Source organism: Corynebacterium pilbarense (assembly GCF_026930265.1).
In the GTDB taxonomy this organism is placed as follows: domain Bacteria; phylum Actinomycetota; class Actinomycetes; order Mycobacteriales; family Mycobacteriaceae; genus Corynebacterium; species Corynebacterium pilbarense.
Map to the genome: position 1 here is coordinate 258,307 of NZ_JANRML010000001.1, position 26,354 is coordinate 284,660.

At 65.6% G+C, this 26,354-nt stretch carries 25 protein-coding genes; 12 read left to right on the forward strand and 13 right to left on the reverse strand.

The annotated features are described in order from the left end of the window. The 4 genes from NUW87_RS01265 to mptB all read right to left on the reverse strand — a co-directional run bounded on the left by NUW87_RS01265 (position 1) and on the right by mptB (position 4,395). Positions 1-864, reverse strand: coding sequence for a COX15/CtaA family protein (locus NUW87_RS01265; protein WP_269027020.1), 864 nt, complete (start codon positions 862-864; stop codon positions 1-3). A 135-nt stretch (positions 865-999) separates the two neighbouring features. Continuing rightward, positions 1,000-1,764, reverse strand: coding sequence for an ABC transporter permease (locus NUW87_RS01270; RefSeq protein ID WP_269026916.1), 765 nt, complete (start codon positions 1,762-1,764; stop codon positions 1,000-1,002). Continuing rightward, a complete protein-coding gene (locus tag NUW87_RS01275; protein ID WP_269026917.1) occupies positions 1,764-2,690 on the reverse strand; it encodes an ABC transporter ATP-binding protein in 927 nt (308 codons plus the stop codon). The genes NUW87_RS01270 and NUW87_RS01275 overlap by 1 nt, the downstream gene beginning before the upstream one ends. Further along, positions 2,683-4,395, reverse strand: a complete 1,713-nt coding sequence (gene mptB, locus NUW87_RS01280; protein ID WP_269026918.1) for a polyprenol phosphomannose-dependent alpha 1,6 mannosyltransferase MptB — start codon at positions 4,393-4,395, stop codon at positions 2,683-2,685. The genes NUW87_RS01275 and mptB overlap by 8 nt, the downstream gene beginning before the upstream one ends. 122 nt (positions 4,396-4,517) lie before the next feature. On the opposite strand from mptB, the gene NUW87_RS01285 reads away from it, so the two are divergent. From NUW87_RS01285 to NUW87_RS01320, 8 genes are all read left to right on the forward strand, one after another. Further along, positions 4,518-5,276 (forward strand): helix-turn-helix transcriptional regulator, encoded by a 759-nt coding sequence (locus NUW87_RS01285; RefSeq protein WP_269026919.1) that lies wholly within the window; start codon positions 4,518-4,520, stop codon positions 5,274-5,276. 31 nt (positions 5,277-5,307) lie between these two features. Further along, entirely contained in the window at positions 5,308-6,714 is a 1,407-nt protein-coding gene (gene sufB, locus NUW87_RS01290) for a Fe-S cluster assembly protein SufB (protein WP_269027021.1), read from the forward strand. Further along, positions 6,715-7,878 carry a Fe-S cluster assembly protein SufD gene (sufD, locus tag NUW87_RS01295; RefSeq protein WP_269026920.1) on the forward strand — a complete coding sequence of 388 codons (1,164 nt, stop codon included), beginning with the start codon at positions 6,715-6,717 and terminating at the stop codon, positions 7,876-7,878. Positions 7,879-7,890: 12 nt separating this feature from the next. Then, complete coding sequence (sufC, locus tag NUW87_RS01300) at positions 7,891-8,646, forward strand: Fe-S cluster assembly ATPase SufC (RefSeq protein ID WP_269026921.1); 756 nt, start codon at positions 7,891-7,893, stop codon at positions 8,644-8,646. Next, positions 8,646-9,878: a cysteine desulfurase gene (locus NUW87_RS01305; RefSeq protein ID WP_269026922.1), complete on the forward strand. Its 1,233-nt coding sequence runs from the start codon at positions 8,646-8,648 to the stop codon at positions 9,876-9,878. The genes sufC and NUW87_RS01305 overlap by 1 nt, the downstream gene beginning before the upstream one ends. Next, positions 9,875-10,342, forward strand: a complete 468-nt coding sequence (gene sufU, locus NUW87_RS01310; protein WP_269026923.1) for a Fe-S cluster assembly sulfur transfer protein SufU — start codon at positions 9,875-9,877, stop codon at positions 10,340-10,342. The genes NUW87_RS01305 and sufU overlap by 4 nt, the downstream gene beginning before the upstream one ends. Positions 10,343-10,344: 2 nt before the next feature. After that, positions 10,345-10,719 carry a metal-sulfur cluster assembly factor gene (locus NUW87_RS01315; protein WP_269026924.1) on the forward strand — a complete coding sequence of 125 codons (375 nt, stop codon included), beginning with the start codon at positions 10,345-10,347 and terminating at the stop codon, positions 10,717-10,719. A gap of 211 nt (positions 10,720-10,930) precedes the next feature. Continuing rightward, on the forward strand, positions 10,931-12,559 hold the full coding sequence (locus NUW87_RS01320; protein ID WP_269026925.1) for an ABC-F family ATP-binding cassette domain-containing protein: 1,629 nt from the start codon (positions 10,931-10,933) through the stop codon (positions 12,557-12,559). Between the two features lie 25 nt (positions 12,560-12,584). Here NUW87_RS01320 and NUW87_RS01325 read toward each other — a convergent pair whose 3' ends face one another. Both NUW87_RS01325 and NUW87_RS01330 read right to left on the reverse strand, forming a co-directional pair. Next, positions 12,585-14,186: an HNH endonuclease signature motif containing protein gene (locus NUW87_RS01325; RefSeq protein ID WP_269026926.1), complete on the reverse strand. Its 1,602-nt coding sequence runs from the start codon at positions 14,184-14,186 to the stop codon at positions 12,585-12,587. 127 nt (positions 14,187-14,313) lie between these two features. After that, on the reverse strand, positions 14,314-15,177 hold the full coding sequence (locus NUW87_RS01330; protein WP_269026927.1) for a hypothetical protein: 864 nt from the start codon (positions 15,175-15,177) through the stop codon (positions 14,314-14,316). 147 nt (positions 15,178-15,324) lie between these two features. Between NUW87_RS01330 and NUW87_RS01335 the strand changes: the two genes are divergently transcribed. Further along, complete coding sequence (locus NUW87_RS01335) at positions 15,325-15,570, forward strand: PLDc N-terminal domain-containing protein (protein WP_269026928.1); 246 nt, start codon at positions 15,325-15,327, stop codon at positions 15,568-15,570. On the opposite strand, the gene NUW87_RS01340 is transcribed toward NUW87_RS01335, so the two are convergent. The 4 genes from NUW87_RS01340 to NUW87_RS01355 form a co-directional block, all read right to left on the reverse strand. After that, positions 15,571-16,002 (reverse strand): hypothetical protein, encoded by a 432-nt coding sequence (locus NUW87_RS01340; RefSeq protein ID WP_269026929.1) that lies wholly within the window; start codon positions 16,000-16,002, stop codon positions 15,571-15,573. Positions 16,003-16,150: 148 nt separating this feature from the next. Beyond that, on the reverse strand, positions 16,151-16,834 hold the full coding sequence (locus NUW87_RS01345; protein WP_269026930.1) for a MerR family transcriptional regulator: 684 nt from the start codon (positions 16,832-16,834) through the stop codon (positions 16,151-16,153). A gap of 41 nt (positions 16,835-16,875) precedes the next feature. Beyond that, entirely contained in the window at positions 16,876-18,240 is a 1,365-nt protein-coding gene (locus NUW87_RS01350) for a PFL family protein (protein ID WP_269026931.1), read from the reverse strand. Positions 18,241-18,249: 9 nt separating this feature from the next. Then, positions 18,250-18,519 (reverse strand): ACT domain-containing protein, encoded by a 270-nt coding sequence (locus tag NUW87_RS01355; protein ID WP_070473941.1) that lies wholly within the window; start codon positions 18,517-18,519, stop codon positions 18,250-18,252. A 41-nt stretch (positions 18,520-18,560) separates the two neighbouring features. Here NUW87_RS01355 and NUW87_RS01360 point away from each other — a divergent pair, with 41 nt between their 5' ends. Next, on the forward strand, positions 18,561-19,217 hold the full coding sequence (locus NUW87_RS01360) for an NAD(P)H-binding protein (protein ID WP_269026932.1): 657 nt from the start codon (positions 18,561-18,563) through the stop codon (positions 19,215-19,217). On the opposite strand, the gene NUW87_RS01365 is transcribed toward NUW87_RS01360, so the two are convergent. From NUW87_RS01365 to acnA, 3 genes are all read right to left on the reverse strand, one after another. After that, positions 19,214-19,936 (reverse strand): glutamine amidotransferase-related protein, encoded by a 723-nt coding sequence (locus NUW87_RS01365; protein ID WP_269026933.1) that lies wholly within the window; start codon positions 19,934-19,936, stop codon positions 19,214-19,216. The two genes, NUW87_RS01360 and NUW87_RS01365, sit on opposite strands and share 4 nt — an antisense overlap. A gap of 37 nt (positions 19,937-19,973) precedes the next feature. After that, the gene (locus NUW87_RS01370; RefSeq protein ID WP_269026934.1) at positions 19,974-20,525 is read right to left on the reverse strand and encodes a TetR/AcrR family transcriptional regulator; all 552 of its coding nucleotides are present in this window, start codon (positions 20,523-20,525) and stop codon (positions 19,974-19,976) included. A 92-nt stretch (positions 20,526-20,617) separates the two neighbouring features. Further along, positions 20,618-23,395 carry an aconitate hydratase AcnA gene (gene acnA, locus NUW87_RS01375; protein ID WP_269026935.1) on the reverse strand — a complete coding sequence of 926 codons (2,778 nt, stop codon included), beginning with the start codon at positions 23,393-23,395 and terminating at the stop codon, positions 20,618-20,620. Between the two features lie 209 nt (positions 23,396-23,604). Between acnA and NUW87_RS01380 the strand changes: the two genes are divergently transcribed. Together NUW87_RS01380 and NUW87_RS01385 are read left to right on the forward strand one after the other, a co-directional pair. After that, complete coding sequence (locus NUW87_RS01380; RefSeq protein WP_269026936.1) at positions 23,605-24,081, forward strand: Rv1476 family membrane protein; 477 nt, start codon at positions 23,605-23,607, stop codon at positions 24,079-24,081. A 548-nt stretch (positions 24,082-24,629) separates the two neighbouring features. Next, positions 24,630-26,342, forward strand: a complete 1,713-nt coding sequence (locus tag NUW87_RS01385; RefSeq protein WP_269026937.1) for a DIP1281 family NlpC/P60 protein — start codon at positions 24,630-24,632, stop codon at positions 26,340-26,342. The last annotated feature ends 12 nt before the right edge of the window (positions 26,343-26,354 follow it).

A 26,354-nucleotide genomic window follows, 5' to 3' on the forward strand; every position in this document is an offset into this window, starting at 1 on the left:
TCACACGAGCGTAGGCAACCTGCGCTTCCCATGTGCAAAAAGGAAGCCGCTAAACGCAACCACGACCGACGACATGGCGATATGCGCAGGGATGGTCCAGCGCGGGACCCCCATGCGGAACTGGATTACGCCGATGGCCCACTGCACCAGAATCATGGCGATGAGCACGTACGCGGTGCGCTTGACGTCGTCCGGGGCGCCGGAGTTGCGCAGCAGCACCGTGGTGATGATCGTGGCGATGAGGTAGAGGTACATGCATACCGAGTGCACGTAAGCGAGCACGCGCGTGTCCAACTCGAGGCGGCCCTCCATGCCCGCGCCCGCGTCGCCGGAATGCGGGCCGGAGCCGGTGACCATGGTGCCGGTGACGAGCACGAGGCACAGCGCCGCGGCGGCGATGAGCGTCCACGTCTGCGCCGAACCGGGGTAGCGGCGGGTGGGTACCGAGGAGTCGGTTTCGGCGATGCGCATGTAGAGCATCGCGGCGACAAACACGAGCACCATCGACGGCAGGAAGTGCACCGCCACGGACCACCAGCGCAGGTCCAGCCGCACCGAGATGCCGCCGATGACGGCCTGCACGACCACGCCGATCAGGGAGATCCAGGCCAGCGTCTTGATGTCTTTGCGGCGCCCGGCGCGGATCACGGCAAAGAGCACGAGCGCGGCGGCCGCGGCGACCACGAAGGCGAGGAGGCGGTTGCCGAACTCGATAGCCTGGTGGATCCAGGGCGCCGCGCCAGCGACCGGCACGAGTGACCCTTCGTGGCAGAGCGGCCAGGTGTCGCAGCCGAGGCCGGAGCCGGTGACGCGAACCAGCGAGCCGGTGACGGTGATGCCGCCCTGGCACAGCAGCAACACCATGGCGAGGGTGCGCTGCAGCTTTAGGGAGGGGTCGCGCCAGGCCTCCCTCCAGGAATGCGGGCGGGTCTCAGCTGTGGTTGCGGTCACTGTTTCTCCAACTTTCGGACGATGTTGATCGTGGTGAGTGTATCGCGCCTAGCCGTCAAAGCGGAACAGGCGCACGGCCGCGGTCACCGCGGCTGCCCCCCAGGCGGCAAGCGAGGCCCACGCCACCCAGTTGACCTGCAACGACAGCGCCTGCACCAGTGCGCCTGCCAATGCCACGGTGGGCACTGCGTTCCACCACCCGGCGTGCGCGATGTCGCCGGAGTAACCCACCCAGCCGAGGATGCCCATCAGCACAAGCCAGATTAGGTTCGCAAGCGCCAGCACCAGTTCTGCGCGCAGGGTGCCGCCCATGAGCAGCCCCATCGCGGTGAACGCGGCCACGCCGACGAGTAGCGTGGCCAGCCCGAACACGGCGCCGCCAGGGGAGACCCGCCACCCCAGCGCCAGCGCGATCGCGCCAAGCACCACCAGCTGCACCACCACCGTGGCCAGCACGCCGAGGATCTTGCCCACGATGATGGTCCAGGGCGGCACCCCGGACGCGCCGGTGCGCTTCAGCGCCCCGTAGCGGCGGTCGAAGGCGACGGCGATGGCTTGACCGGTGAAGCCGGCGCCGGTTGCGGCCACGGCGAAGACCATTGGCACCAGCACGTTGAACTCGGTGTTCTCGCCCAAAATCGGCGCGAAGTGGGCGGCCACCAGGATCGCCGCGGGGATCAGCACGTTGAGCAGCAGCTGCTCGCCGTGGCGCAGCATCAGCTTCGCCTCGATGCGGCCCTGCGCCGCGGCCATCCGGCCGAAGGACGCCCGCTGCGGCGCCGGGGCGAAAATGCCGGGGGTGAGCTTTTCCATCAGCTCCTCAGCTCCCTTCCTGTGAGGTCCAAAAATACGTCCTCCAAGTTGCGGTGGGACACGCTCAGCTCGCGGATCAGCACTCCTTGCCGTGCGGCTTCGCGCGCCAGCTTCTCGACGACCTCCGGCGACCCCGTGCCCTTGATCCGGTAACTGCGGGGGCGGATTTCTTCGACGGTGAGGCCGGCGGGCGCGAGCTCGTCGATAAGCCTGTGCACGTCGAGTGCCTCTGCGGTCCCGACAGCGAGCAGCGGAAACTCCTCGTGGCTGGTCAGCGCTTCTGGCGAGCCCTGGGCGACCACCTTGCCGTGGTCGATGATGACCACGTCGTCGGCGAGCCTTTCTGCTTCGTCCATGAGGTGGGTGGTGAGCAGGACGCTCACCCCGTCGCGCTTGAGCGCGGAGATAATGTCCCACACCGCCATGCGCGACTGGGCGTCCAGGCCCGCGGTGGGTTCGTCCAAAAAGATCAGCTCGGGCCGGCCGATCAGCGCCAGTGCCAGCGACAGGCGCTGCTGCTGGCCGCCCGACAGCCGCCGGTAGGTGGTCTTGGCCGCGCCTTCCAGGCCCACCAGTTCCATCAGCCACTGCGGGTCGTGGGGGTGCTTGTTGTAGCTGGCGGCCAGGTTGAGCATCTCCTCCACGGACACGCCGGCGTAGGAGCCGCCGCCCTGGAGCATGATGCCGATGCGGTCGCGCACCTTCTGCGGTTGCGTGACAGGGTCGATGCCGAGCACCCGGATCGACCCGGAGGTGGGCTTGGTAAAGCCCTCGCACATCTCGATGGTGGTGGTTTTGCCGGCGCCGTTGGGGCCCAAAAGCGCTAGCAGCTCGCCGCGCCGCGCTGTGAAAGAGAGCCCGTCAACCGCCGTTTTCTCGCCGAAGCGCTTGACAACGCTATCGACGACCAGCGCGTGATCACTCATGGGTGATGAGTGTAGACCGCCTGCGCCGCCACACCCGAAGCGTCAGGGCCACGCACACCGCGAGGAGGACGAACCCGCCGATGGCGGAGCCGTAAATCGTGGCCACGGCCCCCGCCTGGAGCTTCAGTCCGCGCGGGAGAACGAGGAAGCTGACCAGCGCCGAGTACCCGGCCACCGAGGCGCGGAAGGCGAATCGGTTTGCCCACGCCGCTAGGGGAAGCACGGCCCACAGCGGGTACCAGGGGTGCACGACGGGAAACAGCACCACCAAGACGAACGTGGACACGCCGAGCCCGCCAACCGGGTGGATGGTGCCACGGTAGGTGGCCCACAACATGCGCACCGCGAACGCCGCGGCGACGCTGAGGCCCGCCCAGCGGGTCACGCTGAGCATGGCGTCTGTGTGGTCGCCCAGCCCCAAGTTCATGCCGAGGAACCCGCCGGCGACACCAATATCGGTGGTCAGGGACAGCCAGCTACGGATCTGGGCGGCGCCGCCCTGGCCGGTGACCCAGCCCAGGCCGATGCCGGAGACCAGCGAAACCGCGATGGCGGTGGCCACCAGCATGGCTGCATGTAGGGCGGCGGAGGTGGCGATTGCGCGGGGCCCGCTGCGCTGGCGCTGCGGGCGGGTGCGCAGGTGGCGGGCGAGGGCCATGCCGGTGAAACCGAGGGCCAAAAAGCCGATCACCTTCACCATGCCGGCGCAGCTGATCAGTGCGGCCGAGGCGGCGAGCAGCGCCCAGCCGGAGCGACGGTCAAGCTCGAGGCGGTCGATTCCTCGCAGCCCCACCTCGAGGCCGACGAGCAGCAGGCCCATCATGATGGCCTCGTTGTGGATGCCGCCCACCATGTGCAGCACCGTCAGCGGGTTGAGGATGCCCAGCCACAGCGCGGCCGGGCCGGTCACGCCGCAGCGCTTCGCCAGCGCGAGCACCGCCCAAGCCGCGGCGAGGATGCCCGCGACCGACACGGCGCGGTGGGCGAGAACGCCCCAAAAGATCGAGTCGCCGGTGATATGCGAGATCACCGCCGCGGTGCCGAGCGCCACCGGACCGTATGGGCTGGGGGAGTGCGCCCAAATAAACGGCACGGAGCGGGCGAGGTGGTGCTCCACGCCCAAAAGCTCCACGGGGCCGGAGGAGTACGGGTCGAGCCCCTGGCGCACGATGCTGCCGTTAGCCAAGTAGGAGTAGATGTCCTGGGTGAATAGTGGGGCGGTGGCGAGCAGCGGGATCACCCAGGCGATGAAGGTGCGCAGCATCTCTGGGTTGCTCACCCGCGCTCCGCGCGCAGCGCCCGGAGACGCCCCGACGAACGGTGCCATGGCCAGCCACGCGGCCACCAATATGCCGACGCCGATGAGCACGAGCGCGTTGGCGGTGAGCATCATGCGGCCCATCTCCGCGCCGAAAGGGAAGTTCTGCCACGGGTTTTCCACCACCGGCAGGGCGCCGCCGCCGATGCCCGCGAAGGCGGTCAGGCACGACCCCGCGGCACCCACCCAGCGCAGCACCGAGAACCGGCCGCGCTCGCGGGCGCGCACCGCGACGCTCGATGGAGCGGTCTGCGCAGGCGCTGCCGGGTCGTGCAGCAGGGTCGAGCGGGACCCGGGCCTGCCGAAGCGGGGCAGCTCGCTGGCTACGCTCAGGCGCGGAGTGCGGCGTGGGCGTCGGGAGCCGTGCGGGCGGTCGGGTGCAGTCACGGTTGAACAGTCTAAGGCGCGCCCCGACACGCGCCCACCCGGTGCAGCGAGAATATTTAGAACACACTAGTGTTGTGAAAAGGCAGCGACCCAGACCACATTGAGCGAAAGGTGGTGCCATCGTGGAAACAGCGGATACAGCGAGTACTGCGGCTTCGACGAATACCCGCACCCCCGCTCCTGCGGACGCGTCCCGCGTTGGCGGCGACACGCGCTCGCAGGTGATGTCGGTCCTGCTCAAGCGGGGCCCGGTAGCGGCCAGCGACATTGCGGAAGAGCTCGACCTCTCGGCGGCCGGCGTGCGCAGGCACGTGGACAAGCTCGTCGAGGAAAAGCTTGCGGAACCCTGCGCGCCGCGCGCCGTCGCGGGCGAGGAGCAGGGGCGCGGCCGTCCGGCCAAGCACTTCCAGCTCACCGCCGCGGGTCGCGAGCGCTTCGGTTCGCATTACGACGGACTGGCGCTCGACGCCGTGGAACTGATCCAGCAATTCGGGGGCGAGGACGCGGTGCGCGACTTCGCCCGCGCCCGCGTGGAAAAGATCCTCGGTGACGTAGAGCCGTCGGACGACCCAGAGGTGACGGCGCGGCGCGTCGCCGCCGCGCTGGAAAAGCACGGCTACGCCCCGAGCGTCCACCGCACCGACGCCGGCATCCAGATCTGCCAGCACCACTGCCCGGTGGCCGCGGTCGCCGCGGCACACCCGGAGTTCTGCGAGGCAGAAAGGGAGGCGGTGGCCCGGATCGTCGATACGCATGTGCAGCCGCTCGCCCTCATCTCCGACGGCGACGGCATCTGCACAACTAACATCCCCCTTGTCGCGGCGCGGACCCGAACGCGCCCGGCGGGAACAGCAACGAAAGGAGCGGCTGACCATGACTGAAGTGAAGCCCACACCAGGCCTTGAGAAGCCGATGAACGACGACGAGATCATCGAGTCGATCGGCGCCTACAACTACGGCTGGCACGACTCTGATGCCGCCGGCGCTTCCGCGCGCCGCGGCCTGAACGAAGAGGTCGTGCGCGACATCTCCGGCATTAAGGGTGAGCCGGAATGGATGCTCAACCAGCGTGTGAAGGCGCTGGAAATCTTTGACAAGAAGCCGATGCCCACCTGGGGCGCGGACCTGTCCGACATCGACTTCGACAACATCAAGTACTACGTCCGCTCCACTGAGGAGCAGGCCGCCAGCTGGGACGATCTGCCGGAGGACATCAAGAACACCTACGACAAGCTGGGCATCCCCGAGGCGGAGAAGCAGCGTCTCGTCGCAGGTGTGGCTGCGCAGTACGAGTCCGAGGTGGTCTACCACCAGATCCGCGAGGACCTGGAGGAAAAGGGCGTCATCTTCGTTGACACCGACACCGCCTTGCGCGAGCACGAGGACCTGTTCAAGGAGTACTTCGGCTCCGTCATTCCGGCCGGCGACAACAAGTTCTCCGCGCTGAACACCGCTGTGTGGTCCGGCGGCTCCTTCATTTACGTCCCGCCGGGGGTCCACGTGGACATCCCGCTGCAGGCCTACTTCCGTATCAACACGGAGAACATGGGCCAGTTCGAGCGCACCCTCATCATCGTCGACGAGGACGCGTACGTGCACTACGTCGAGGGCTGCACCGCGCCGATCTACAAGTCGGACTCGCTGCACTCCGCCGTGGTGGAGATCATTGTGAAGAAGGGCGGCCGCTGCCGCTACACCACCATCCAGAACTGGTCCAACAACGTCTACAACCTGGTCACCAAGCGCGCGAAGGCTGAAGAGGGCGCGACCATGGAGTGGGTCGACGGCAACATCGGCTCCAAGGTGACCATGAAGTACCCGGCCGTGTGGATGACCGGCGAGCACGCCCGCGGCGAGGTGCTCTCCGTCGCGTTCGCAGGCGAGGGCCAGTTCCAGGACACCGGCGCCAAGATGACGCACATGGCGCCGCACACCTCCTCGTCCATCGTGTCCAAGTCGGTGGCCCGCGGCGGCGGCCGCGCGGCTTACCGCGGCCTGGTGCAGATCAACGCCAACGCCCACGATTCCGCCTCGAACGTGGAGTGCGACGCGCTGCTGGTGGACGACATCTCGCGCTCGGATACATACCCGTACAACGACATCCGCAACGACCGCGTGACCCTGGGCCACGAGGCGAAGGTGTCCAAGGTCTCCGAGGACCAGCTGTTCTACCTGATGTCCCGCGGCATCGCCGAGGAAGAGGCCATGGCCATGATCGTGCGCGGCTTCGTCGAGCCGATCGCTAAGGAGCTGCCCATGGAGTATGCCCTCGAGCTGAACCGCCTCATCGAGCTGCAAATGGAAGGATCGGTGGGCTAAATGGCCGAAACCGTCAAAAACGCCACCACGCACAACAACAAGGGCGACCTGTTTTCCTCCTTCAACGTGGAGGACTTCGAGGTCCCGGGCGGCCGCGACGAGGTCTGGCGCTTTATTTCCCTGCGCCGCCTGCGCGGCCTGCACAACGGCAAGTTCGCCCCGCAGGCCGAGGCCCAGATTGCGGTCGAGGGCCCCAGCGAGGTCGCAGTCGAGCAAGTTTTGCTTGACGACGAGCGCGTGACCGCCGCCGGCGCCCCCGTCGACCGCATCGCCGCCCAGGCGTGGACCTCCTCCGAAAACGCCACCCTGATTTCGGTGCCGGCGAACGCGGAGCTGACTGAGCCGATCACCGTGACAATCACCGGCGCGGGCGCGGACAAGACCACCTTCGGCACCGTCGTGTTCGAGTCCGGCGCGAACTCTGCGGCCACCGTTGTGGTGCGCTACGCCGGCTCCGGCACCCACGCCGACAACGTCAACTGGGTCATCGGCGAAGGCTCCCGCGTCAACGCCGTGGTGGACGCGGACTGGGACCTGGATGCGGTGCACGTTGGCCAGCAGTCCATCGTCGTGAAGCGCGATGCGACCCTGCGCCACCACGTGGCCACCTTCGGCGGCGAGATCGTCCGCATCACCCCGCGCCTCGCCTTCGAGGCGCCGGGCGGCGACGCCGAGCTGACCGGCGTGTACTTCGCCGACGCGGGCCAGTACATCGAGAACCGCCTCCTGGTGGATCACGCGGTGCCGAACTGCCGCTCCAACGTGCTGTACAAGGGCGCGCTGCAGGGCGACAAGGCCTCCAAGCTGCCTGAGGCGCGCACCTGCTGGGTGGGCGACGTGCTCATCCGTGCCGAGGCGAAGGGCACCGACACCTACGAGACCAACCGAAACCTGGTGCTCACCGACGGCGCACGCGCCGACGCCATCCCGAACCTGGAGATCGAAACCGGCGAGATCGCCGGCGCGGGCCACGCTGCAACCGTCGGCCGCTTCGACGACGACCAGCTGTTCTACCTGCGCTCCCGCGGCATCCGCGAGGAAGACGCCACCCGCCTGATCATCCGCGGCTTCTTCAACGAGGTCCTCAACCAGATCCCCGTCGAGTCGGTCCGCGAAGAACTCATCGCCCGCGTCGCCGGCGAGCTCGAGCGCAACGAAAACTAAAAGGAGCAATACATGTCCACCCTGGAAATTAAGAACCTGCACGCGAACGTCCTGCCGACCGAGGAGGGCCAGGAGCCCAAGCCGATCCTCAAGGGCGTCAACCTGACCATCAAGGGCGGCGAGACCCACGCGATCATGGGCCCGAACGGCTCCGGCAAGTCCACCCTCGCCTACACCCTGGCGGGCCACCCGAAGTATGAGGTGACCGAGGGCGAGGTGCTTCTCGACGGCGAGAACGTGCTCGACATGGAGATCGACGAGCGCGCCCGCGCCGGCCTCTTCCTGGCCATGCAGTACCCGGTGGAGGTGCCGGGCGTGTCCTCCTCGAACTTCATGCGCTCCGCGGTCACCGCAGTGCGCGGCGAGGCCCCGAAGCTGCGCGAGTGGGTCGGCGAGCTCAACGCGGCCCGCGAGGCGCTGCAGATGGACGCCTCCTTCTCCGAGCGCTCCGTCAACGAGGGCTTCTCCGGCGGCGAGAAGAAGCGCCACGAGGTCATGCAGCTCGCCCTGATGAAGCCGAAGTTCGCGGTCATGGACGAGACCGACTCCGGCCTGGACGTCGACGCGCTGCGCATCGTCTCCGAGGGCATCAACCGCTACCAGGAGGAAACCGGCGGCGGCGTGCTCATGATCACGCACTACAAGCGCATCCTGAACTACGTCAAGCCCGACTACATCCACGTCTTCGCCGACGGCAAGATCGTGCAGACCGGCGACGCATCCCTCGCCGACCAGCTCGAGGCCGAGGGCTACGAGAAGTTCATCTAATGGCGCTCGACGTAACAGCCATCCGCAAGGAGTTCCCGATCCTGTCTCGCACCGTGCGCGGCGGCAAGCCGTTGGTGTACCTGGATTCGGGGGCGACGTCGCAGCGCCCGCAGCGGGTGTGGGACGCTGAGCGCGACTTCGTGCTCGGCTGCAACGCGCCCGTGCACCGCGGCTCCTACGAGCTGGCGGAGGAGGCCACCGACGCGTACGAGTCCGCCCGCGAGGCCATCGCGGCATTCGTCGGCGCGGACAACGACGAGATCGCGTTCACCAAAAACGCCACTGAGGCACTGAACCTGGTCGCGTACGTGCTGGGCGATTCCCGCGCCGGCGAGTACGCCGTGGGCGAGGGCGACACCATCGTGATCACGGAGCTCGAGCACCACGCCAACCTCGTGCCGTGGCAGGAGCTGGCGCGCCGCACCGGAGCGACGTTGAAGTGGTATGCGATGACCGAGGACGGGCGCATCGACCTCGACTCGCTCGAGCTCGACGACACGGTCAAGGTGGTGGCGTTTACCCACCAGTCCAACGTCACCGGCGCGCACGCGGACGTGGCCGAGATGGTGCGCCGCGCAAAGGCCGTCGGCGCACTCACGGTGCTCGACGCCTGCCAGTCGGTGCCGCACATGCCGGTGGACTTCCACGCGCTCGACGTCGACTTCGCGGCGTTTTCCGGGCACAAGATGTGCGGCCCGTCCGGCGTGGGAGCGCTGTACTCGAAGCACCTCAACGAGCTGCCGCCGTTCCTCACGGGCGGCTCCATGATCGAGGTCGTGCGCATGGAGGGCTCCACCTACGCGCCGGCGCCGCAGCGCTTCGAAGCGGGCACCCAGATGACCTCCCAGGTCGTGGGCCTTGGTGAGGCGGTGCGCTTCCTCACCGAGATCGGCATGGAGGACATCCAGGCCCACGAGCGCGAGCTCACCGCCTACGCCCTGGAGCAGATGCAGCGTATCGACGGACTCCGGATCGCCGGGCCGCTCACCGCCGACAACCGCGGCGGCGCGATCGCCTTTACGGTCGAGGGCGTGCACCCGCACGACCTGGGCCAGGTGCTCGACGCCGAGGGCGTGGCCATCCGCACGGGCCACCACTGCGCGTGGCCGCTGCACCGTGGCCTGGACATGCAGTCCACGTCCAGGGCGAGCTTCTACCTGTACAACACGCTGGATGAGGTTGATACCTTGGTGTCGTCGATTAGCAAAGCGAAGGAGTTTTTCGCGCGATGAACCTCGAATCCATGTACCAGGAAGTCATCCTGGACCACTACAAGAACCCGCAGCACGCGGGGCTGCGCGAGCCGTACGAGGCGGAGGTGCACCACGTCAACCCGTCGTGCGGCGACGAGCTGACGCTGCGCGTGCACCTGTCGGAGGATGGCTCCACGGTCGAGGACGTCTCCTACGACGCCGAGGGGTGCTCGATTTCCCAGGCCTCCACCTCGGTGATGGCCGAGGAGGTCATCGGGCTGCCTGTCGACGAGGCGATGTCGAAGCTCGCCGCCTTCGACGAGATGATCACCTCGCGCGGCACCGTCGAGGGCGATGCGGAAAAAATCGGCGACGGCGTGGCGTTCGCCGGTGTAGCCAAGTTCCCGGCGCGCGTGAAGTGCGCGCTGCTGGGGTGGAAGGCGTTCCAGGCGGCGACGTCGGACGCCTTGGGAGAATCGGACGCCCCGGAAGATAAGGAGTAGCCATGACTGAACCGGACAAGCAGGCGGAGCGCCCGCAGCAGACCGAGGAGCAGCTCAAGCTCATCGGCGAGGTGGAGGAGTACCTCCACGACGTGATCGACCCGGAGCTGGGCATCAACGTCGTCGACCTCGGCTTGGTCTACGACACCTGGATCGAGGAGCGCGAGGGCAAAACCGTCGCAGTGATCAACATGACGCTGACCTCGCCGGCGTGCCCGCTCACCGACGTGATCGAGGAGCAGGCCACCCTGTCGGTCGTGAACAACACGGCGGTCGACGAGCTGGACTTGAACTGGGTCTGGATGCCGCCGTGGGGCCCGCAGTTCATCACCGAGGAGGGCCGCGAGCAGCTCCGCGCTCTCGGATTCGCGGTGTAGAACATCTCTTGAAATCCCCCGCAGGTTGTTAACCTGTGGGGGATTTCTGCGTTGTGAAGGAGGATTGTTGTGAACCTTGGGCTTGCTGAAATTTTGGTCCTGCTCGGTACCGTCGGCCTTGTTGCGCTGATCTTCGCGCTGATCATTTGGATCGTGCGCGCTGTGTCGAAGAAGTAGATCCCGATTTGGGGGCTGTTGATACAGTTTCCCCGTGATTGTCACCAATGATCTCGAGGTCCGCGTCGGCGCGCGCACGCTTCTCGACGCCCCCGGCCAGCACCTCCGCGTCCAACCCGGCGACCGCATCGGCCTAGTCGGCCGCAACGGTGCCGGCAAGACCACCACGATGCGCATCCTGGCGGGGGAGACCGAACCCTACGGCGGCTCGGTGACCCGCTCGGGCGAGATCGGCTACCTCCCGCAGGACTCCAAGGAGGGCGACATCGAGCAGACCGCCCGCGACCGTGTGCTCTCGGCCCGCGGCCTGGACCAGATCCAGCGCTCGATGGCCAAGCAGCAGAAGCTGATGGAGGAGACGGACGGAGAGGAGCGCGACAAGGCCATCGCGAAATTTTCCCGCCTTGAGGAGCGCTACCAGGCGCTCGGCGGCTACGAGGCCAACGCGGAGGCGGCCCAGATCTGCGACAACCTGGGGCTGCCGGAGCGCATCCTGGACCAGCAGCTGAAGACCCTGTCGGGCGGCCAGCGCCGTCGCGTGGAGCTCGCCCAGATCCTGTTCGCCTCGCGCCAGGGCTCGGGCAAGTCCCAGACCACCCTGCTTCTCGACGAGCCGACCAACCACCTCGACGCCGACTCCATCTCCTGGCTGCGCAACTTCCTGTCCAAGCACGAGGGCGGGCTGATCATGATCTCCCACGACGTCGAGCTGCTCGACGCGGTGTGCAACAAGGTCTGGTTCTTGGACGCGGTGCGCGCCGAGGCTGACGTGTACAACATGGGCTTTTCCAAGTACAAGGATGCCCGCGCCCTCGACGAGGCCCGGCGCCGTCGCGAACGCGCCAACGCCGAGAAGAAGGCCTCAGCCTTGCAGAAGCAGGCCGCGAAGTTGGGCGCGAAGGCCACAAAGGCCTCGGCCGCGAAGCAGATGATGGCACGCGCCGAGCGCATGATGAGGGAGCTCGACGAGGTCCGGGTGGCCGACAAGGTCGCCTCTATCTCCTTCCCGGAACCGGCGCCGTGTGGCAAGACCCCGCTGTTTGGCAAGGGCTTGACCAAGATGTACGGCTCCCTCGAGGTCTTCGCGGGCGTGGACCTGGCGGTGGACAAGGGCTCGCGCGTGGTGGTGCTGGGCACGAACGGTGCCGGCAAGACCACCCTGCTCAAGCTGCTCGCCGGGGTGGAGCGCACCGACGGCGAGGGCGGCGTGGTTTCGGGCCACGGGCTGAAGATCGGCTACTTCGCCCAGGAGCACGACACCATCGACGGCAACAAGAGCGTATGGGAGAACACCATCGAGGCCTGCCCCGACGCCGGCCAGCAGGACTTGCGTGGCCTGCTCGGCGCCTTCATGTTCTCGGGCGACAAGCTGGAGCAGCCCGCGGGCACGCTCTCGGGCGGCGAGAAGACCCGCCTCGCGCTGGCGACCCTCGTGTCCTCGCGCGCGAACGTCCTGCTTCTCGACGAGCCCACAAACAACCTGGACCCCCAATCCCGCGAGCAGGTCCTCGACGCGCTCAAGACCTACACCGGCGCCGTCGTCCTGGTCACCCACGACCCGGGCGCGGTGCGCGCGCTCGAGCCGGAGCGGGTCATTATCATGCCCGAGGGCGACGAGGACATGTGGAGCGACGAGTACATGGAGATCGTCGAGCTCGCCTAAACTTCCCGACCTGCTCGAGGCAAATCTAGAACGGCGGGTACGGGTCTTGTCCCTTCGCCCATGGCGGGGGCTGCACCGGCTCCCGTGGGAGAGGTGGATCCGGCGGTTCTGGAGGTACGCGAGTTTCCGGTGGGGCCGTACCGCCACCCGGATCGGGCACGGTTGTCCGATTCCGCTGCCGGTGTCTCTTTCGTAACCTGTTCACCGCCGAATGCTCGGCCGCGTCTGCATGGTTGAACTGCAGCGTTGCGCACCCGGGTTCCTTCACCCCGGCCCGACCCGTCGCCGGGTCCACATCCATGTGACTGGTGTTGTTTCTGTGGTCTTTGAAGTCGTTGTTGCAGCGGTGGTGGGTCCGACACAGCGCTGTGAGGTTGTCGATGTTGGTATCACCGCCTTGCAGCCACGATGTGATGTGGTGGATCTCCGTCTCCGTGAGCGGGGCAGTGCAGCCGGTCCAGGCGCACACGCCCTGCACAGCCAGCAACGTGATCCGCTGCGCCAGCGACGCCAATCGCCGCGTCCGGTATAGGTTCAACGGCAACGACGTTGCGTCGTCGACAGTCAGCACGAAGTCGGACGTTCCATCCATGCCCAAACGCACGAGGTCGAAGGCGTCGAGCTCGATTCCGGTGTTGGTGGCGAACTTCGTGGTCGGCCCGGCCTCCGTCAGCTCGTCCAGCGTCACCGACACAACCACGGACGCGCACCCGCCGCCGGTTGGTTTCTCGCAGGCGTCATAATGCTTGAGTATCTCGGAGAACTGGTCGTACCTGCGTTGCGACGGCGTGCGGTAATCCTCCACACCCTCGGGGAGGTTCGAGTTGGGCACCAACCCCTTATCGCTCAGCGCTTTGAATAGCGCTGAATCAGAGGCCACGGCATCGATAGTGATCCGGCATGTCCCGTCTGCGCGCTGGGCACCGATGTGCAGCCCGCGGTTTTCCATGCCCGCGTTCGGGTTCGTAGGTTCGACGTGCTTGCGGTTCTCGCGCTCGACCCAGCGGCGCACGGTGGCGCGCAAATCTTTCACAGAACGTCGAGGAGCCTCCGCGAGCGCGTCCGCCTGGAGACGGGCACGCGCTCCCTTCGCATCCCCGACAAGCTTGTCTAGCTCTTGGCGGATCACGCGCTGTTTCTCGGCGTTCACGCGCTCGGCGGCACGGCGGGCTTCTTCTTGCTTGCGCCGCGCCTCTTCGCGGGCAGCCGCTCGAGCAGCCTCGCGGGCCGCTTCCTCCCGCTCTGCCTCCGCCGCCGGATCCGCGGGGGTTTCCTCACAATCGGTATCGAACAGGTCGGTGACCTGCTCCTCTTCAACCTCGGGCTCACCGTAGTAGTCCCGGCCTCGGGCGAGACGGTCGTAGGCGTCCTTGGGCTCCAACCCGAGCTTCTTCTGAAGGTACTGATTGGCGTGCTTTGAGCCGACGACGCGCCCGGCGTCGTCACGCTCGCACACGTACGCGAAAAACGCGTCGAGCGTAGCCTTCACGTTGAATATTGCTTCGAGGCGCTCGAAATCCTCCCGAACCTCCTCGAACTCGACCGCATCGGGGTCTGCACACAGGTCCTTCATGGCCAGGAGGGCATGGGTGATTGTGTCGACGTGCTTTCGCAGGTCAGTCGCCATTGTGCCCTCTTTCAAAACCCTTTAATCGAATACGTTTACGATCAACATACAAACCGCGTCGACATAAACACCCCTTATGTCCAGCAAAACAAGCACCGAGTTAGAAACTGTAACCAAGATCACAGTCCTAGAACGGTGAATCTCCGGCCCAAGGCTCATAGTCGGGATGTGAACCTGCAAGCACACGAGGCTGCGCCCAGGGATCCACCAACCGTTCGAACTCTGCTAGCACGCGCTCTACAGCCTCCTCCGTGAAGTCCGTAACCATCACCAGCTCACCGTTAGAGGAGCTCAACCGCAGCGACTCGTTGGGAACATCAACGGTCAACATCGGGCAATCCACCTCGCGCGGCGGTGGGGTCGTCGCGGCATACTCGTCGCCAATTACCTGGTCCTGAAACGGCTGCACCAGGGCGTCTAGCTCGCCAACAAGCCAGAGATTGGAGAGGAGGGAATCGACTGTCTGGCCCAAAAGAATCTCGGGCAGAAACCTCCTAATCCGTTCCTCGCCGCCGATGGGGTAGAAGACATCGATGCCGGAGCCGACCTCTCCGCTTCGCTCGCAAACCAGCCGCACCAGCGACCGCTTCGGGAACTGCGGAGTCTCGCTGTACGGGTCAGGTTCGTTGTGGTCCCACACCATCTGGAAAAGGGGGCGTACGTTTTCTGGTGTCAGCGCGCAGCGCATCTTCGGTGTCCCATCCAATTGCAACGTCACCTCACCCCGGGCGTAATCGAGCGTCAGGTATTCCTCGCTTTCAATCTCAAGGAGTTCGCCGCTGACATCTGTATTGGATGGTGTCGAGTTCCACCGGAACACCCAAGTCAGCGCCTGCCCCAAGGCCCGGTACGGATCGTTTGTATCGATCTTGTGCGCAAAAATCTCACCGAGGATCCACTCGAACTGCATGATGTTTGATGCGAATGTGATTCCCCGTGGTACGCAATTGACGCGTTCGGTGATGACGTGCAGAAGCTTGTGGCGACCCATTTTCTAACCCCTCCGATTCGGAAATTTCGTTGCACTGAACGTACAAACCGAAACGCAAACCGCACAAGAGTTTGTCCATCATAGTGAGCATCTTGCTTATCGACGGACGAAACGTGGACCCCGAAACCAGCCCGCTACACTCGCACTATGGCAAGAAGCAACGACATCATCGACACCATCAAGGACGCCTGGAACGGCCTTTCTTCCGACCAGAAGACCCTCGCCGGCGTGCTCGCCACCATCGACACAGCCGGTAAGGCCTTCGCACTGCGCGACCTCGCACGTACCAACTCCAAGCGTGTCCGGGGTCCGAAGTGGCTGTGGACCCCAGTGATCGGCGCAGTCAACACCCTGGGCTGGGTCGCATGGTTCGCGGTGGGCAAGAAGCGCTAGCTACAGACCACGCTGCCCCGCGTAGAAGCGAACACGTGTTACCGGCGCGTTTTTCGCTTTCTGCCAGGGGTAGCGGTCACCCGCAGCCAGCACTGGCTCGCTGAGCTCGAGGACCGTGTCGGTCCCGCCGGAGCCACCGACGGTGAGCGTATCTCCCTCGACCTTGATGTCAGAGGCAAAGGTCCTCTCCGTACGTCGCTGCGCCACAAGCAACGCAGGCACCTCGGCGAACACCGTTCTCCCGCGGCGCAGAACCAGGGCGTCAGGCCCCTCGTAGCTTGGCCGGATACGTTCTCCGGCGATGAGCGACCACACCCACACAACAGCCCAGAGCGAAAGCAGTAGCGCTACCAGCCGCACCAATCCTGCGGGCAAAAGCAGGTGCACAACAACCATCTCAATGGTCAAAACTGCGGTGACGAAGCCAAGCATTTGCAACCGCCCAGGTGGATGGGGGAGCGGCGACGCGCCATCGGGCACGAGACAGCGTCCACGGATCCACCGTCCCAAGTCGCGGTACAGCCCCAGCTCGAACTTCGCTACCCGGTATGCAGGGTGCTTCTTCAGCAACGTTATCGCTCTAGATGCCACGGGTGAGCTCCTCCAACACCACCCGCTGGGCGCCCCGGGTGGGAAGATCCTTCACCTGGAGCGGGACGGAACCCTGCCGCAGGGTAGGGAGGACGTCTCGCATAATTCCGCGTGCAAACAGTGCCGAGAGCGTAGCCGAAATCTGCGGAACATCGACATCCCGTGAATGCATTGCCCCAAGCTCACCCCACACATTGACGGACTTACGCGCCGCCTCCACACAGGAAGCATCCTTGAGGTTTGCCCTGAGCTGCGCCCACGTCGCCTCGGTCGCGACGCCAGTGAGCGCCATGAGGTCCCAGGAATCGAGCTCTATCTGCAGCAGCGCAGCATCGTCGATCACATCCGCAAGTTTGTCCCTAATATCGCGCGGGCACCCGGCGGGCGCCTCCGCGATAGCCAGCAGTCGCGACCGCTGTCTCTCCAGATGGGCGATGCGGCCGTCCAACATGGCAATTGAACGTTGTATTGCGTCTTCACGTTGGATGTCGGCGACTGGAACACCGGCGTCGATAAGCGCACGCGCCCGAATCACCGCCACTAGATCGCTGACAGAATAGTCGCGGTAGTTGCCGCTGGTGCGTGCAGGTTCTGGCACAACTCCGCGTTCGTGCAGGTGGCGCACCGAGCGGACGGAGCAGCCGGCTGCCGCAGCCACGTCTGAAATCTTCACGCACCAAAACTTAAACCCTCACATCGCGTGAGGGTCAAGCGCTAGTTCCTGAACCCGTGCACCGGCGCGGGGATGAACCCGCCGCGGTGGATGAACTCGTCGTTACCCACCTTGTTCACCGGAATCACCGGTGCGTAGCCGAGCAGTCCGCCGAAGTTCACCTCGTCACCGGGTTTTGTGCCTGGCACCGGGATGAGGCGAGAGGCGGTCGTCTTGTGGTTCATCACGCCGATCGCGGCTTCGTCGGCGATCATGCCCGCGATGAGCTCCGCTGAAGTGTCGCCGGGGATGGCGATCATGTCGAAGCCCACGGAGCAGATTGAGGTCATCGCCTCGAGCTTGTCCATGGAGATGGCACCGCTGTGCACCGCGTCGATCATGCCCTTGTCCTCGGAGACCGGGATGAACGAGCCGGACAGGCCGCCGACGCGGGAGCAGGCCATCATGCCGCCCTTCTTCACGGCGTCGTTGAGCAGTGCCAACGCAGCAGTAGTCCCGTGCGTGCCCACCTGGTCCAGGCCCATGCGCTCGAGTACGTGCGCCACAGAATCGCCCATCTCCGCCGTCGGCGCGAGCGAGAGGTCCACGATGCCAAACGGCACGCCGAGGCGCTCCGCAGCCATCGTCCCCACGAGCTGACCCGCGCGAGTGATCTTGAACGCGGCCTTCTTAATCTCCTCGGCGACCTCGTTCAGGCTCGCCCCCTTCAGCGGGGCGATCGCGTTGTCCACCACACCCGGGCCGGACACACCCACAGAGATCACCGTGTCCGGCTCCTCAATGCCGTGGAACGCGCCGGCCATGAACGGGTTGTCACCCACGGCGTTGGCAAAGACGACGAGCTTTGCGCAGGCGATGGAGGAGCGGTCCGCGGTCGCCTCCGCGGCCTCTTTGACAATCTCGCCCATCTTGGCCACGGCGTTCATGTTGATGCCGGCGCGTGACGACGCCACGTTGACCGAGCTACACACGTTGTCGGTTTCGCTTAGCGCCTCCGGAATGGAATTGATCAGGCGCTTATCGGCGGTGGTGCCGCCCTTTTCCACCAGCGCGGAGTAGCCGCCGACGAAGTTCACACCGAGCTCGCCGGCCGCACGGTCCAACGCGTGGGCAATCTCAACCGGGTTGCCTTCGGCGCCCGCCGCCACCAGCGCGACGGGGGTGACGGAGATGCGCTTGTTCACGATCGGGATGCCAAGCTCGCGCTCGATGCCCTCACACACCGGCACCAGGTTGCGTGCGCGCTCCACGACGCGGTCGTACACCGCCTGCGCGGTGGCCTCCATCGTGGGGCGGGTGCAGCCGATGAGCGAGATGCCCATGGTCACGGTGCGGATGTCCAGGCGGTAATCCTCGATCATGCGGATGACGTCGAGGAACCGCGCGTCTGAAAACTCGAAATTCATTTGCGCCCCTTAGATGTCGTTGATGGCGCTGAACAGGGCCTCGGACTGGATGCGCACGACCATGCCGAGCGGCTTGCCGGCGGCGTCGAAGGCTTCCTGCAGCGCACCCATGTCCACCTCGCCCTCAGGCAGTGCGACGCGCATGATCATGGTGAAGAAGTCGTCCATGATGGTCTGGGAGACGTCGAGGATGTTCAGCCCCTCGTCGGCTGCGGTTTTAGCAACGGCGGCGATGACGCCGGGACGGTCCTTACCGGTGGTCGTAATAATTGCGTGCATGCGCAAAGTATAGACAGTATTTCCGGGTTACGGTGGGCGTTATGGAAACACAGCACGTTCTCGTTCTCGGCGCGGGCGGCAACGTCTCGCGCCACTCCGTCCCCAAGCTCGTAAAAGCTGGTCACAGCGTCAGCGCGCTTGTGCGCAACCCGGACCATGTGCAGCAGCTGGTCGATGACGGCGCGACTGCCATCGTCCGCGACCTGACCACCCTCGACGAGGAGGACTGGGCCCGCCTGCTTACCCCGTTCGACGTGGTCGTGTGGTCCGCGGGCGCCGGCGGCGGCTCCGCCGAGCGCACCTTTGCTGTGGACCGCGACGCGGCAATGGCCATGATCGACGCGCTCGAGGAGCTCGGCGAGTTCGCACCGTTTACCGTCATGGTTTCCTACGCCGGCGCCGCTGAGGCCACCACGGAGGACGACGGCGGCTCGTGGTACGCCTACGTAGAGGCGAAGAAGGCCGTCGATAAGCGTCTGCTCGCCTCCGACCTGCCGTACCAGATCCTCGGCCCCACCCGTCTCACCGATGATCCGTCTAAGGGCATCGCGCTTCTCGACGACCAAAGGGACCCCTCGTCAGAAACCCCGCGCGAGCTTGTGGCAGATGTGATCGTCGAGTCGGTCGGCCGCGGCACGCAGTTCGACCGCAACCCGCTCGATTTCGAAGGCGGCGACGCGAAGGTCGCAGAGATTTAGTCGAACCGGCCCTCGGTGCAGAGCCGGGCGAATGTGCGCAACAGCCCATTCGCCCGGCTCACGTCGTGGTTGGGCAGGTCGGCGACGATGCGGGCGTATTCCTCGGCGGGGAAGTAGCCGTAGTCGTGGAAAAAGTCCATGCGTGTGCGCATCGCGTCGGCGTCCATCTCGGCGTGGAACTGGGTCGCCCACACCCGGTCGCCGTAGCGGACCATCTGCACTAGCCCGTCGGGTCCGGTGGCCACAACGGTGAGGGAATCGGGCACGCGCACCGGGTTCTCTGTGTGCCCCGTCAGCGCGGTAAACGTGCCGCTCGGCCCAGCGAGCGCGTCCTCGGCCTCCACGTTCACGGTGGTCGGGCCGGACGGCTCGGGGTGGGTGCGCCCGACTTCGCCGCCGAAGTGGTCCACCAGCCAGGAAATGCCGAAGCAGACGAAGAAGACGGGTTTGCCGGAGTTGACGGTGGCGGACAGGATGTCGTCGATACGCTTGTGCCACGCGTCGCGCTCGGGGTTGGTCACATTCAGCGAACAGCCGCCGACGATGATGCCGCTGACGGGGTCGAGAGGGCCGAGCTCGGAGTCGGGGGAGTCGATGACGCGCAGTTCCATGTCCACTTCGCTTACGCCCGTGGCGCGCAGGGCGTCGTGGTATTCGGCGTGGGCGACGTCCGGCCCGATCTCGCCGTTGCGAAGGGAGAGGAAAAGCAGCTTTGACATAGCGGCAATTCTATACCGCTTAGTCTATTTTCTGGAATTACCCGCGGACTGACTGCTCTACCACGTCGAGCATCGCCTCGAGCCGGTCCACAGGCTCACCGGAGGCGAGTTTGGTGATGAAGCCCTCGAGCACTGTCTCCAGGTAGGTCTGGACGACGGCGACGGGGACGTCGTCACGCATCTGCTTGTTTGACTCCAAGCGCTCGCGGACCGCACTGTCCAGCACCTCCTGGTGCTCGCGCCAACGCGCCTCGAACTCTGGGTCAGTGCGCAGCTTGCGAAGGATCTCGGCGCGGGTGGTGAACCAATCGTTGGAGGTGCGGTCTACGAGCATCCCGCGCATGACCTCCACCAAACCGCGTTCGCTGACCACCTGGGCCTGCCGCTCCGCGTCCGCTTCGGCGATTGCCAGGAACAGTGTTTCCTTGTCGCCGAAGTGGTGGAAGATCGCGCCACGCGTCTTGCCGGTGGCCTCTTCCAGACGGGCCACGGTCGCCCCCTCGTAGCCGTAGTACGCGAAGCAGACGCGGGCGGTGTCGATGATCTCGCCGCGGCGGCGCTTCAGCTCTTCATCGCTGACAATCGGCATGAGGGGGCTCCTTCGGGCTCCAGATAGGAGTGAGAAAAGGGGGAAGGGGCCCCGCGGCGTGCGGGGCCCCTTAAACGACGGCCGAGAGCGCGTTAGCTCTTGACCATCTGACGCAGCACGTACTGCAGGATGCCGCCGTGGCGGAAGTACTCCGCCTCACCCGGCGTATCCACGCGCACTACTGCGTCGAATTCGACAGCGTCGGAGCCGTCCTTCTCCGCCTTCACGTGAACCGTGGCCGGGATCTCACCGTTGTTGAACTCGGTAATGCCGGTCAGGGTGAAGGTCTCGGTGCCGTCCAGGCCGAGGGACTCGTGGGACTCGCCCTCCGGGAACTGCAGCGGCAGCACACCCATGCCGATGAGGTTCGAGCGGTGGATGCGCTCGAAGGACTCGGCGATGACGGCCTTGACACCCAGCAGGTTGGTGCCCTTCGCCGCCCAGTCGCGGGAGGAACCGGTGCCGTACTCCTTGCCGGCGATGACCACCAGCGGGATGTCCTTCTCGGCGTAGTTCATCGCGGCGTCGTAGATGTACGCCTGCGGTGCGCCCTCCTGCGTGAAGTCGCGGGTGTAGCCGCCCTGCTCGTCCACCAGCTGGTTGCGCAGGCGGATGTTCGCGAAGGTACCGCGGACCATGACCTCGTGATTGCCGCGGCGGGAGCCGAAGGAGTTGTAGTCCTTGCGCTCAACACCGTTGGCATCCAGGTAGTTCGCGGCCGGGGTGCCCGGCTTGATGGAGGAAGCCGGGGAGATGTGGTCGGTGGTCACCGAGTCGCCCAGCTTCGCCAGCACGCGTGCGCCCTCGATGTCCTCGACTGCCTCCGGCTCATCCGGCATGCCGTCGAAGTACGGTGCCTTGCGGATGTAGGTGGAGTCTTCGTTCCAGTCGAAGGTCTTGCCGGTCGGGATGTCCAGACCCTGCCACTGCTCGTCGCCCTTGAACACGTCGGCGTAGTCGGCCTCGTACATCTCGCGGGAGATGGTGCCAGCGATGGTCTCTTCGATCTCCTCGGTGGACGGCCAAACGTCCTTGAGGAAGACGTCGTTGCCGTCGGCGTCCTGGCCCAGCGGCTGGGTCTCGAAGTCGAAGTCCATCGTGCCGGCGATAGCGTAGGCGATGACCAGCAGCGGGGACGCGAGGTAGTTCATCTTCACGTCCGGGGAGATGCGGCCCTCGAAGTTGCGGTTGCCGGAAAGGACTGCGGTTGCGGTGAGGTCGAACTCGTTGACTGCGTCGGACACCTCGGCCGGCAGCGGGCCGGAGTTGCCGATGCAGGATGCGCAGCCGAAGCCGGAGAGGTAGAAGCCGACGGCCTCCAGGTCCTTCCACAGATCAGCGCGCTCGTAGTAGCCGTCAACGACCTGGGAGCCCGGAGCCATAATCGTCTTGACCCACGGCTTGGCCTTCAGGCCCTTCTCGGCGGCCTTGCGTGCCAGCAGTGCAGCGCCGACCATGACGGACGGGTTGGAGGTGTTGGTGCAGGAGGTCACAGCGGCGATGGCCACGAAGCCGTGGTCCAGGGTGTACTCGCCGCCCTTCGGGGACTCGACGATGACCGGCTTGGAAGCGCGGCCCTCTGCACCCTCGGCGGCGGACTCGCCGTGGGCTGCCCAGGACTCGTTGTAGGAGACAGCGTCAACCTTCTCGGCGCGAACCGGCTCGGAGGTGCCCTCGCCTGCGGTGTTGTAGTCCGGCAGCTGCTTACGGAAGGTGTCCTTGGACTCGGACAGCAGGATGCGGTCCTGCGGGCGCTTCGGGCCAGCGATGGACGGGACGACGGTGGACAGGTCCAGCTCGAGGTACTCGGAGTACTCGGCCTCCTCTGCGTCCTGCTCCAGCCACATGCCCTGTGCCTTGGCGTATGCCTCGACGCGGTCGATGTCCTCCTGGGAGCGGCCGGTCAGGTGCAGGTAGTTGATGGTCTCCTCGTCGATCGGGAAGATCGCGCAGGTGGAGCCGAACTCCGGGGACATGTTGCCGATGGTGGCGCGGTTCGCCAGCGGGATTTCCTTGACGCCGTTGCCGTAGAACTCGACGAACTTCTGCACCACGCCGTGCTCGCGCAGCATCTCGGTGATGGTGAGCACGACGTCGGTTGCGGTCACACCGGTCGGGATCTCGCCGGTGAGCTTGAAGCCCACGACGCGCGGGATGAGCATGGAGACCGGCTGGCCCAGCATTGCGGCCTCAGCCTCGATGCCGCCCACGCCCCAGCCCAGGATGCCCAGGCCGTTTTCCATGGTGGTGTGGGAGTCGGTGCCGATGCAGGTGTCCGGGTAGGCCAGACCCTCGTTGTCGAAGACGACGCGGGAGAGGTACTCGATGTTGACCTGGTGGACAATGCCGGTTCCCGGCGGCACGACGCGGAAGTTGGAGAAGTTCTCTGCACCCCAGCGCAGGAACTGGTAGCGCTCCTCGTTGCGCTGGTACTCAATCTCGACGTTCTTGTCGATGGCGTCGGTGGAGCCGAATGCCTCGATAATCACGGAGTGGTCGATGACCATCTCGGCCGGGTTCAGCGGGTTGACCTGGTCCGGGTTGCCGCCGAGGGTGCTCACGGCCTCACGCATGGTTGCAAGGTCGACCACGCAGGGCACGCCGGTGAAGTCCTGCATGAGGACACGTGCCGGGGTGAACTGAATCTCCACGCTCGGCTCTGCCGAGGGGTCCCAGTTCGCGATGGCCTTGATGTGGTCCTCGGTGACGTTCTTGCCGTCCTCGGTGCGCAGGAGGTTCTCGCCCAGCACCTTAAGGGAGTAGGGGAGTTTCTCCATGCCTTCGACGGCGTCGAGTGCGAAGTAGTCGTAGGACTTCCCGCCGACCTCGAGCGTCTTTTTGGCACCGAACGAGTTCTTGCTTTCTGCCACGGTGAGCTCCAATTCTCGTCGTATGAAATCAGGGATTAGCGACCCTATGGTCAAGCCACCAGTTTATGCGACCTTCCATAGTTCCGCGCCCATACTAACAGTACGTGCGTTATGTTTTCGCATTGCGCCTATCGGCGCACCAACGGTCCCCACCGTTAGACTCCAAAATCGACCACCTGGATCGTCGGGCAGCCCGAGGAGAGACGCCAATGCAGACCGAAGCCACGCTCGAAGAGCTCGCCTCCCAGCTTGCATCGTCCCCTGTAGCGTTCGGCACCGACAATCCCGTCAACGCGGAGCTGGGGCCGGCCCTCGAGGCCGCTCTTGCCGACGCCAACACCGACGCTTTCGCTCCGGTGGGGATGATTGTGCTCGAGCAAACACCGCCAGTTATTGCGGACCTGCGCGACCTGGCGCAGGATGCAGCCGCCCAGACTGGTTTGGACACGGTTCTGGTACGTACCCCGCACGTCGCCGTCGGGGTGAGCGACTCTTTGACCCGCGCGCAGGTGGAGCGCGGGGAGCGAACCATGATCGCCGAGCCGGACTATGTTGTCGGCGTCCACGCCTTCGCCGACGCCGCCAACGCGTTCTCGGTGAACTGGCCGCTGACCGTGGCGGTCGTTGTGTTGGTGCTTGCCGCGGTTGCCGCGGCAGCGGCGTTTTCCGCCCGCCGCGTGTACTAGGCGTCGACAAGCCTGGGAGCTTGACTTCCTCGCTCGTAAAAGTTGACGAGCGGCCCGAAAACCCGCAGGTCAGATTCCACGATTCCAACAGCTTGGTCAACTTTTACGAGCGTCCAGCCGACGGTGTGACAAAAGTCACGTAACGCACGCAAGCCGAAGTTCATGCTGGTGAGACGAGTGGGAATCATGTGAACAGGCTTGACTCGGGAGATTGTTTGTAACAAAAGGGATACAAGTTTGTTGCCTTGACGTATGGTTCCCGTATCGGCTCGCGGGTCGATGGTTGTCACACGCAACGCAATGGCACCGTCAGGGCGCTCTAGTCAAGCGTCCGCGAAGGTTCGGGCATGTGGGGAAGCACGCCGAGTACCAGGTTCCAGGGCACCGCTGTGCCAGTCGCGATTCGCGCTGCCGCGTCAGTAGTCAACATCTAGACCGCTCGTGGAACCGCTAGTCACGGTTTTCGCATGCGCTTTGAATCCTCGGGTTTTCTTGATTGCCCGAGCGCTGTTGAAGTGTGCGCGACGGGCGGTGTGAGGAGCACCTTCGTGGCTAATCCACAAAGGGGCACCCGGTTTGGCCGTGCGCGAAATGTGCTCGGCGCCACCGCGTGTGCCGCAACCATTTCTTTGGTGGCGGGCCTAGTCAGCCCGGCCGCCAATGGTCAGAGTTCCGCCTCCGGAATGAGCGAGCTTGTGACCGCTGTGTCCCGCGCGCAGGCCGACGTCGACGCGCTCAACTTGGACCTCGGCGGCCTGCAGGAGTCCGTCAACCAGTCGCTGGTGGACCTGCACGATGCCCAGGTCAAGGCCGAGCAGGCTCGTCGCGGCAAGGATGAGGCGAAGCGCCGTCTCAACGAGGCGCAGGAGCGTGTCGACGCCCTGCGCGCCGAGCTTGATGATCTGAGCCGCTCGCAGTACCGCGGCGCCAGCCCGAGTGACGCGCTCGTCGCCGTCAGCGGCAAAGACACCCAGCGCGACGTGCTGGATCGCTCGCTTTTCCTTCGCCAGCGCTCGGAGGAGAAGCGCGCGAAGCTTGCTGAAGCCGAGCAGGCCCGCGCCGAGGCGGCTAATGAGGAGGCCACGCTTCGCCAGGCCAGCGAGCTTGCCGACGCTTCCGAGGCCGAGGCGAAGCAGGCCGAGGCGAGCGCGCGAGAGCTTCTCGACGCCAACCGCGCCGCCCTCGAAGCATCCGTCGCAGAACGCGACGCCGCCCAGTCCCAGCTGGATACTGCTCAGAAGGAACTGGATCAGCAGCGTCCGGCCCAAACCGACAAGACCCAAACCAACCAGGACCAGTCTGACCAGGCGCAGCCTGAAACCCCAGACACCGCCGCAGCCGAGCCCGAGGGCGCCATCGCTGCCGACCCGTACGCGGCCACGCTGACCGTGTCCAAGGGCGACACCACCTACGAGGTGCCGGAAGAGGTCGTGGACTTGGTGCGCCAGCGCGTGTCCAACGACGCCCCGGAGGCGCCCGAGCCCAGCCGTGAAACCGTGGTCGATGCGGTGCGCACCGTGGCGCAGACGTCGTCGGATAGCGATATTGCGGCGCTGTCTTCCCAGGCCGGCCTGCCGGCGCTGGACAGCGACACGATCGCCAAGGTCGGCGCTGTCGCGGCCGGAATCGCGATGGTCGGCGGCGTGGCGGCCAACCACGGCTCCTTCGACAATTCCAACACGGATGCCGTCGAGTTGGTCACCGCTTTCGCGGACGGTCTCAACGGTGCACTCGGCACGGTCGAGCAAACTTCCGACACCACGGAAACTGCGGACTCTACTGATTCCCTCTCTGCGGTGCTGCCGGAGGTCGAGACCGCCGCCGACGTCTCTGCGAAGTCGCAGAAGTCTGTAGCCGCGGTGTCGGATTCCTCCCAGGTGGAGGCTGTGATCGCGCGTGCGCAGTCCCAGATTGGCACCCCGTACGTGTGGGGCGGTGGCGACGCCAACGGCCCGACCACCGGCGTGAACGGCGGTTCGGTGTCCGGCTTCGACTGCTCCGGCTTGGTGCTCTACGCGTTTGCGGCGGCCGGCGTGGCGCTGCCGCACTACACCGGGTACCAGTACCAGCGTGGCACCCAGATCCCGGCGAGCGAGGCTCAACGCGGCGACCTGCTGTTCTGGGGCCCGGGCGGCAACCAGCACGTGGCCATCTACCTCGGCGACGGCACCATGATCGAGGCGCCGCAGTCCGGCCAGAACGTCACCATTGCTCCGGTGCGTTGGTCCGGCATGGCTCCGAACGCGGTGCGCCTGCTCTAGCGGGATAAACTC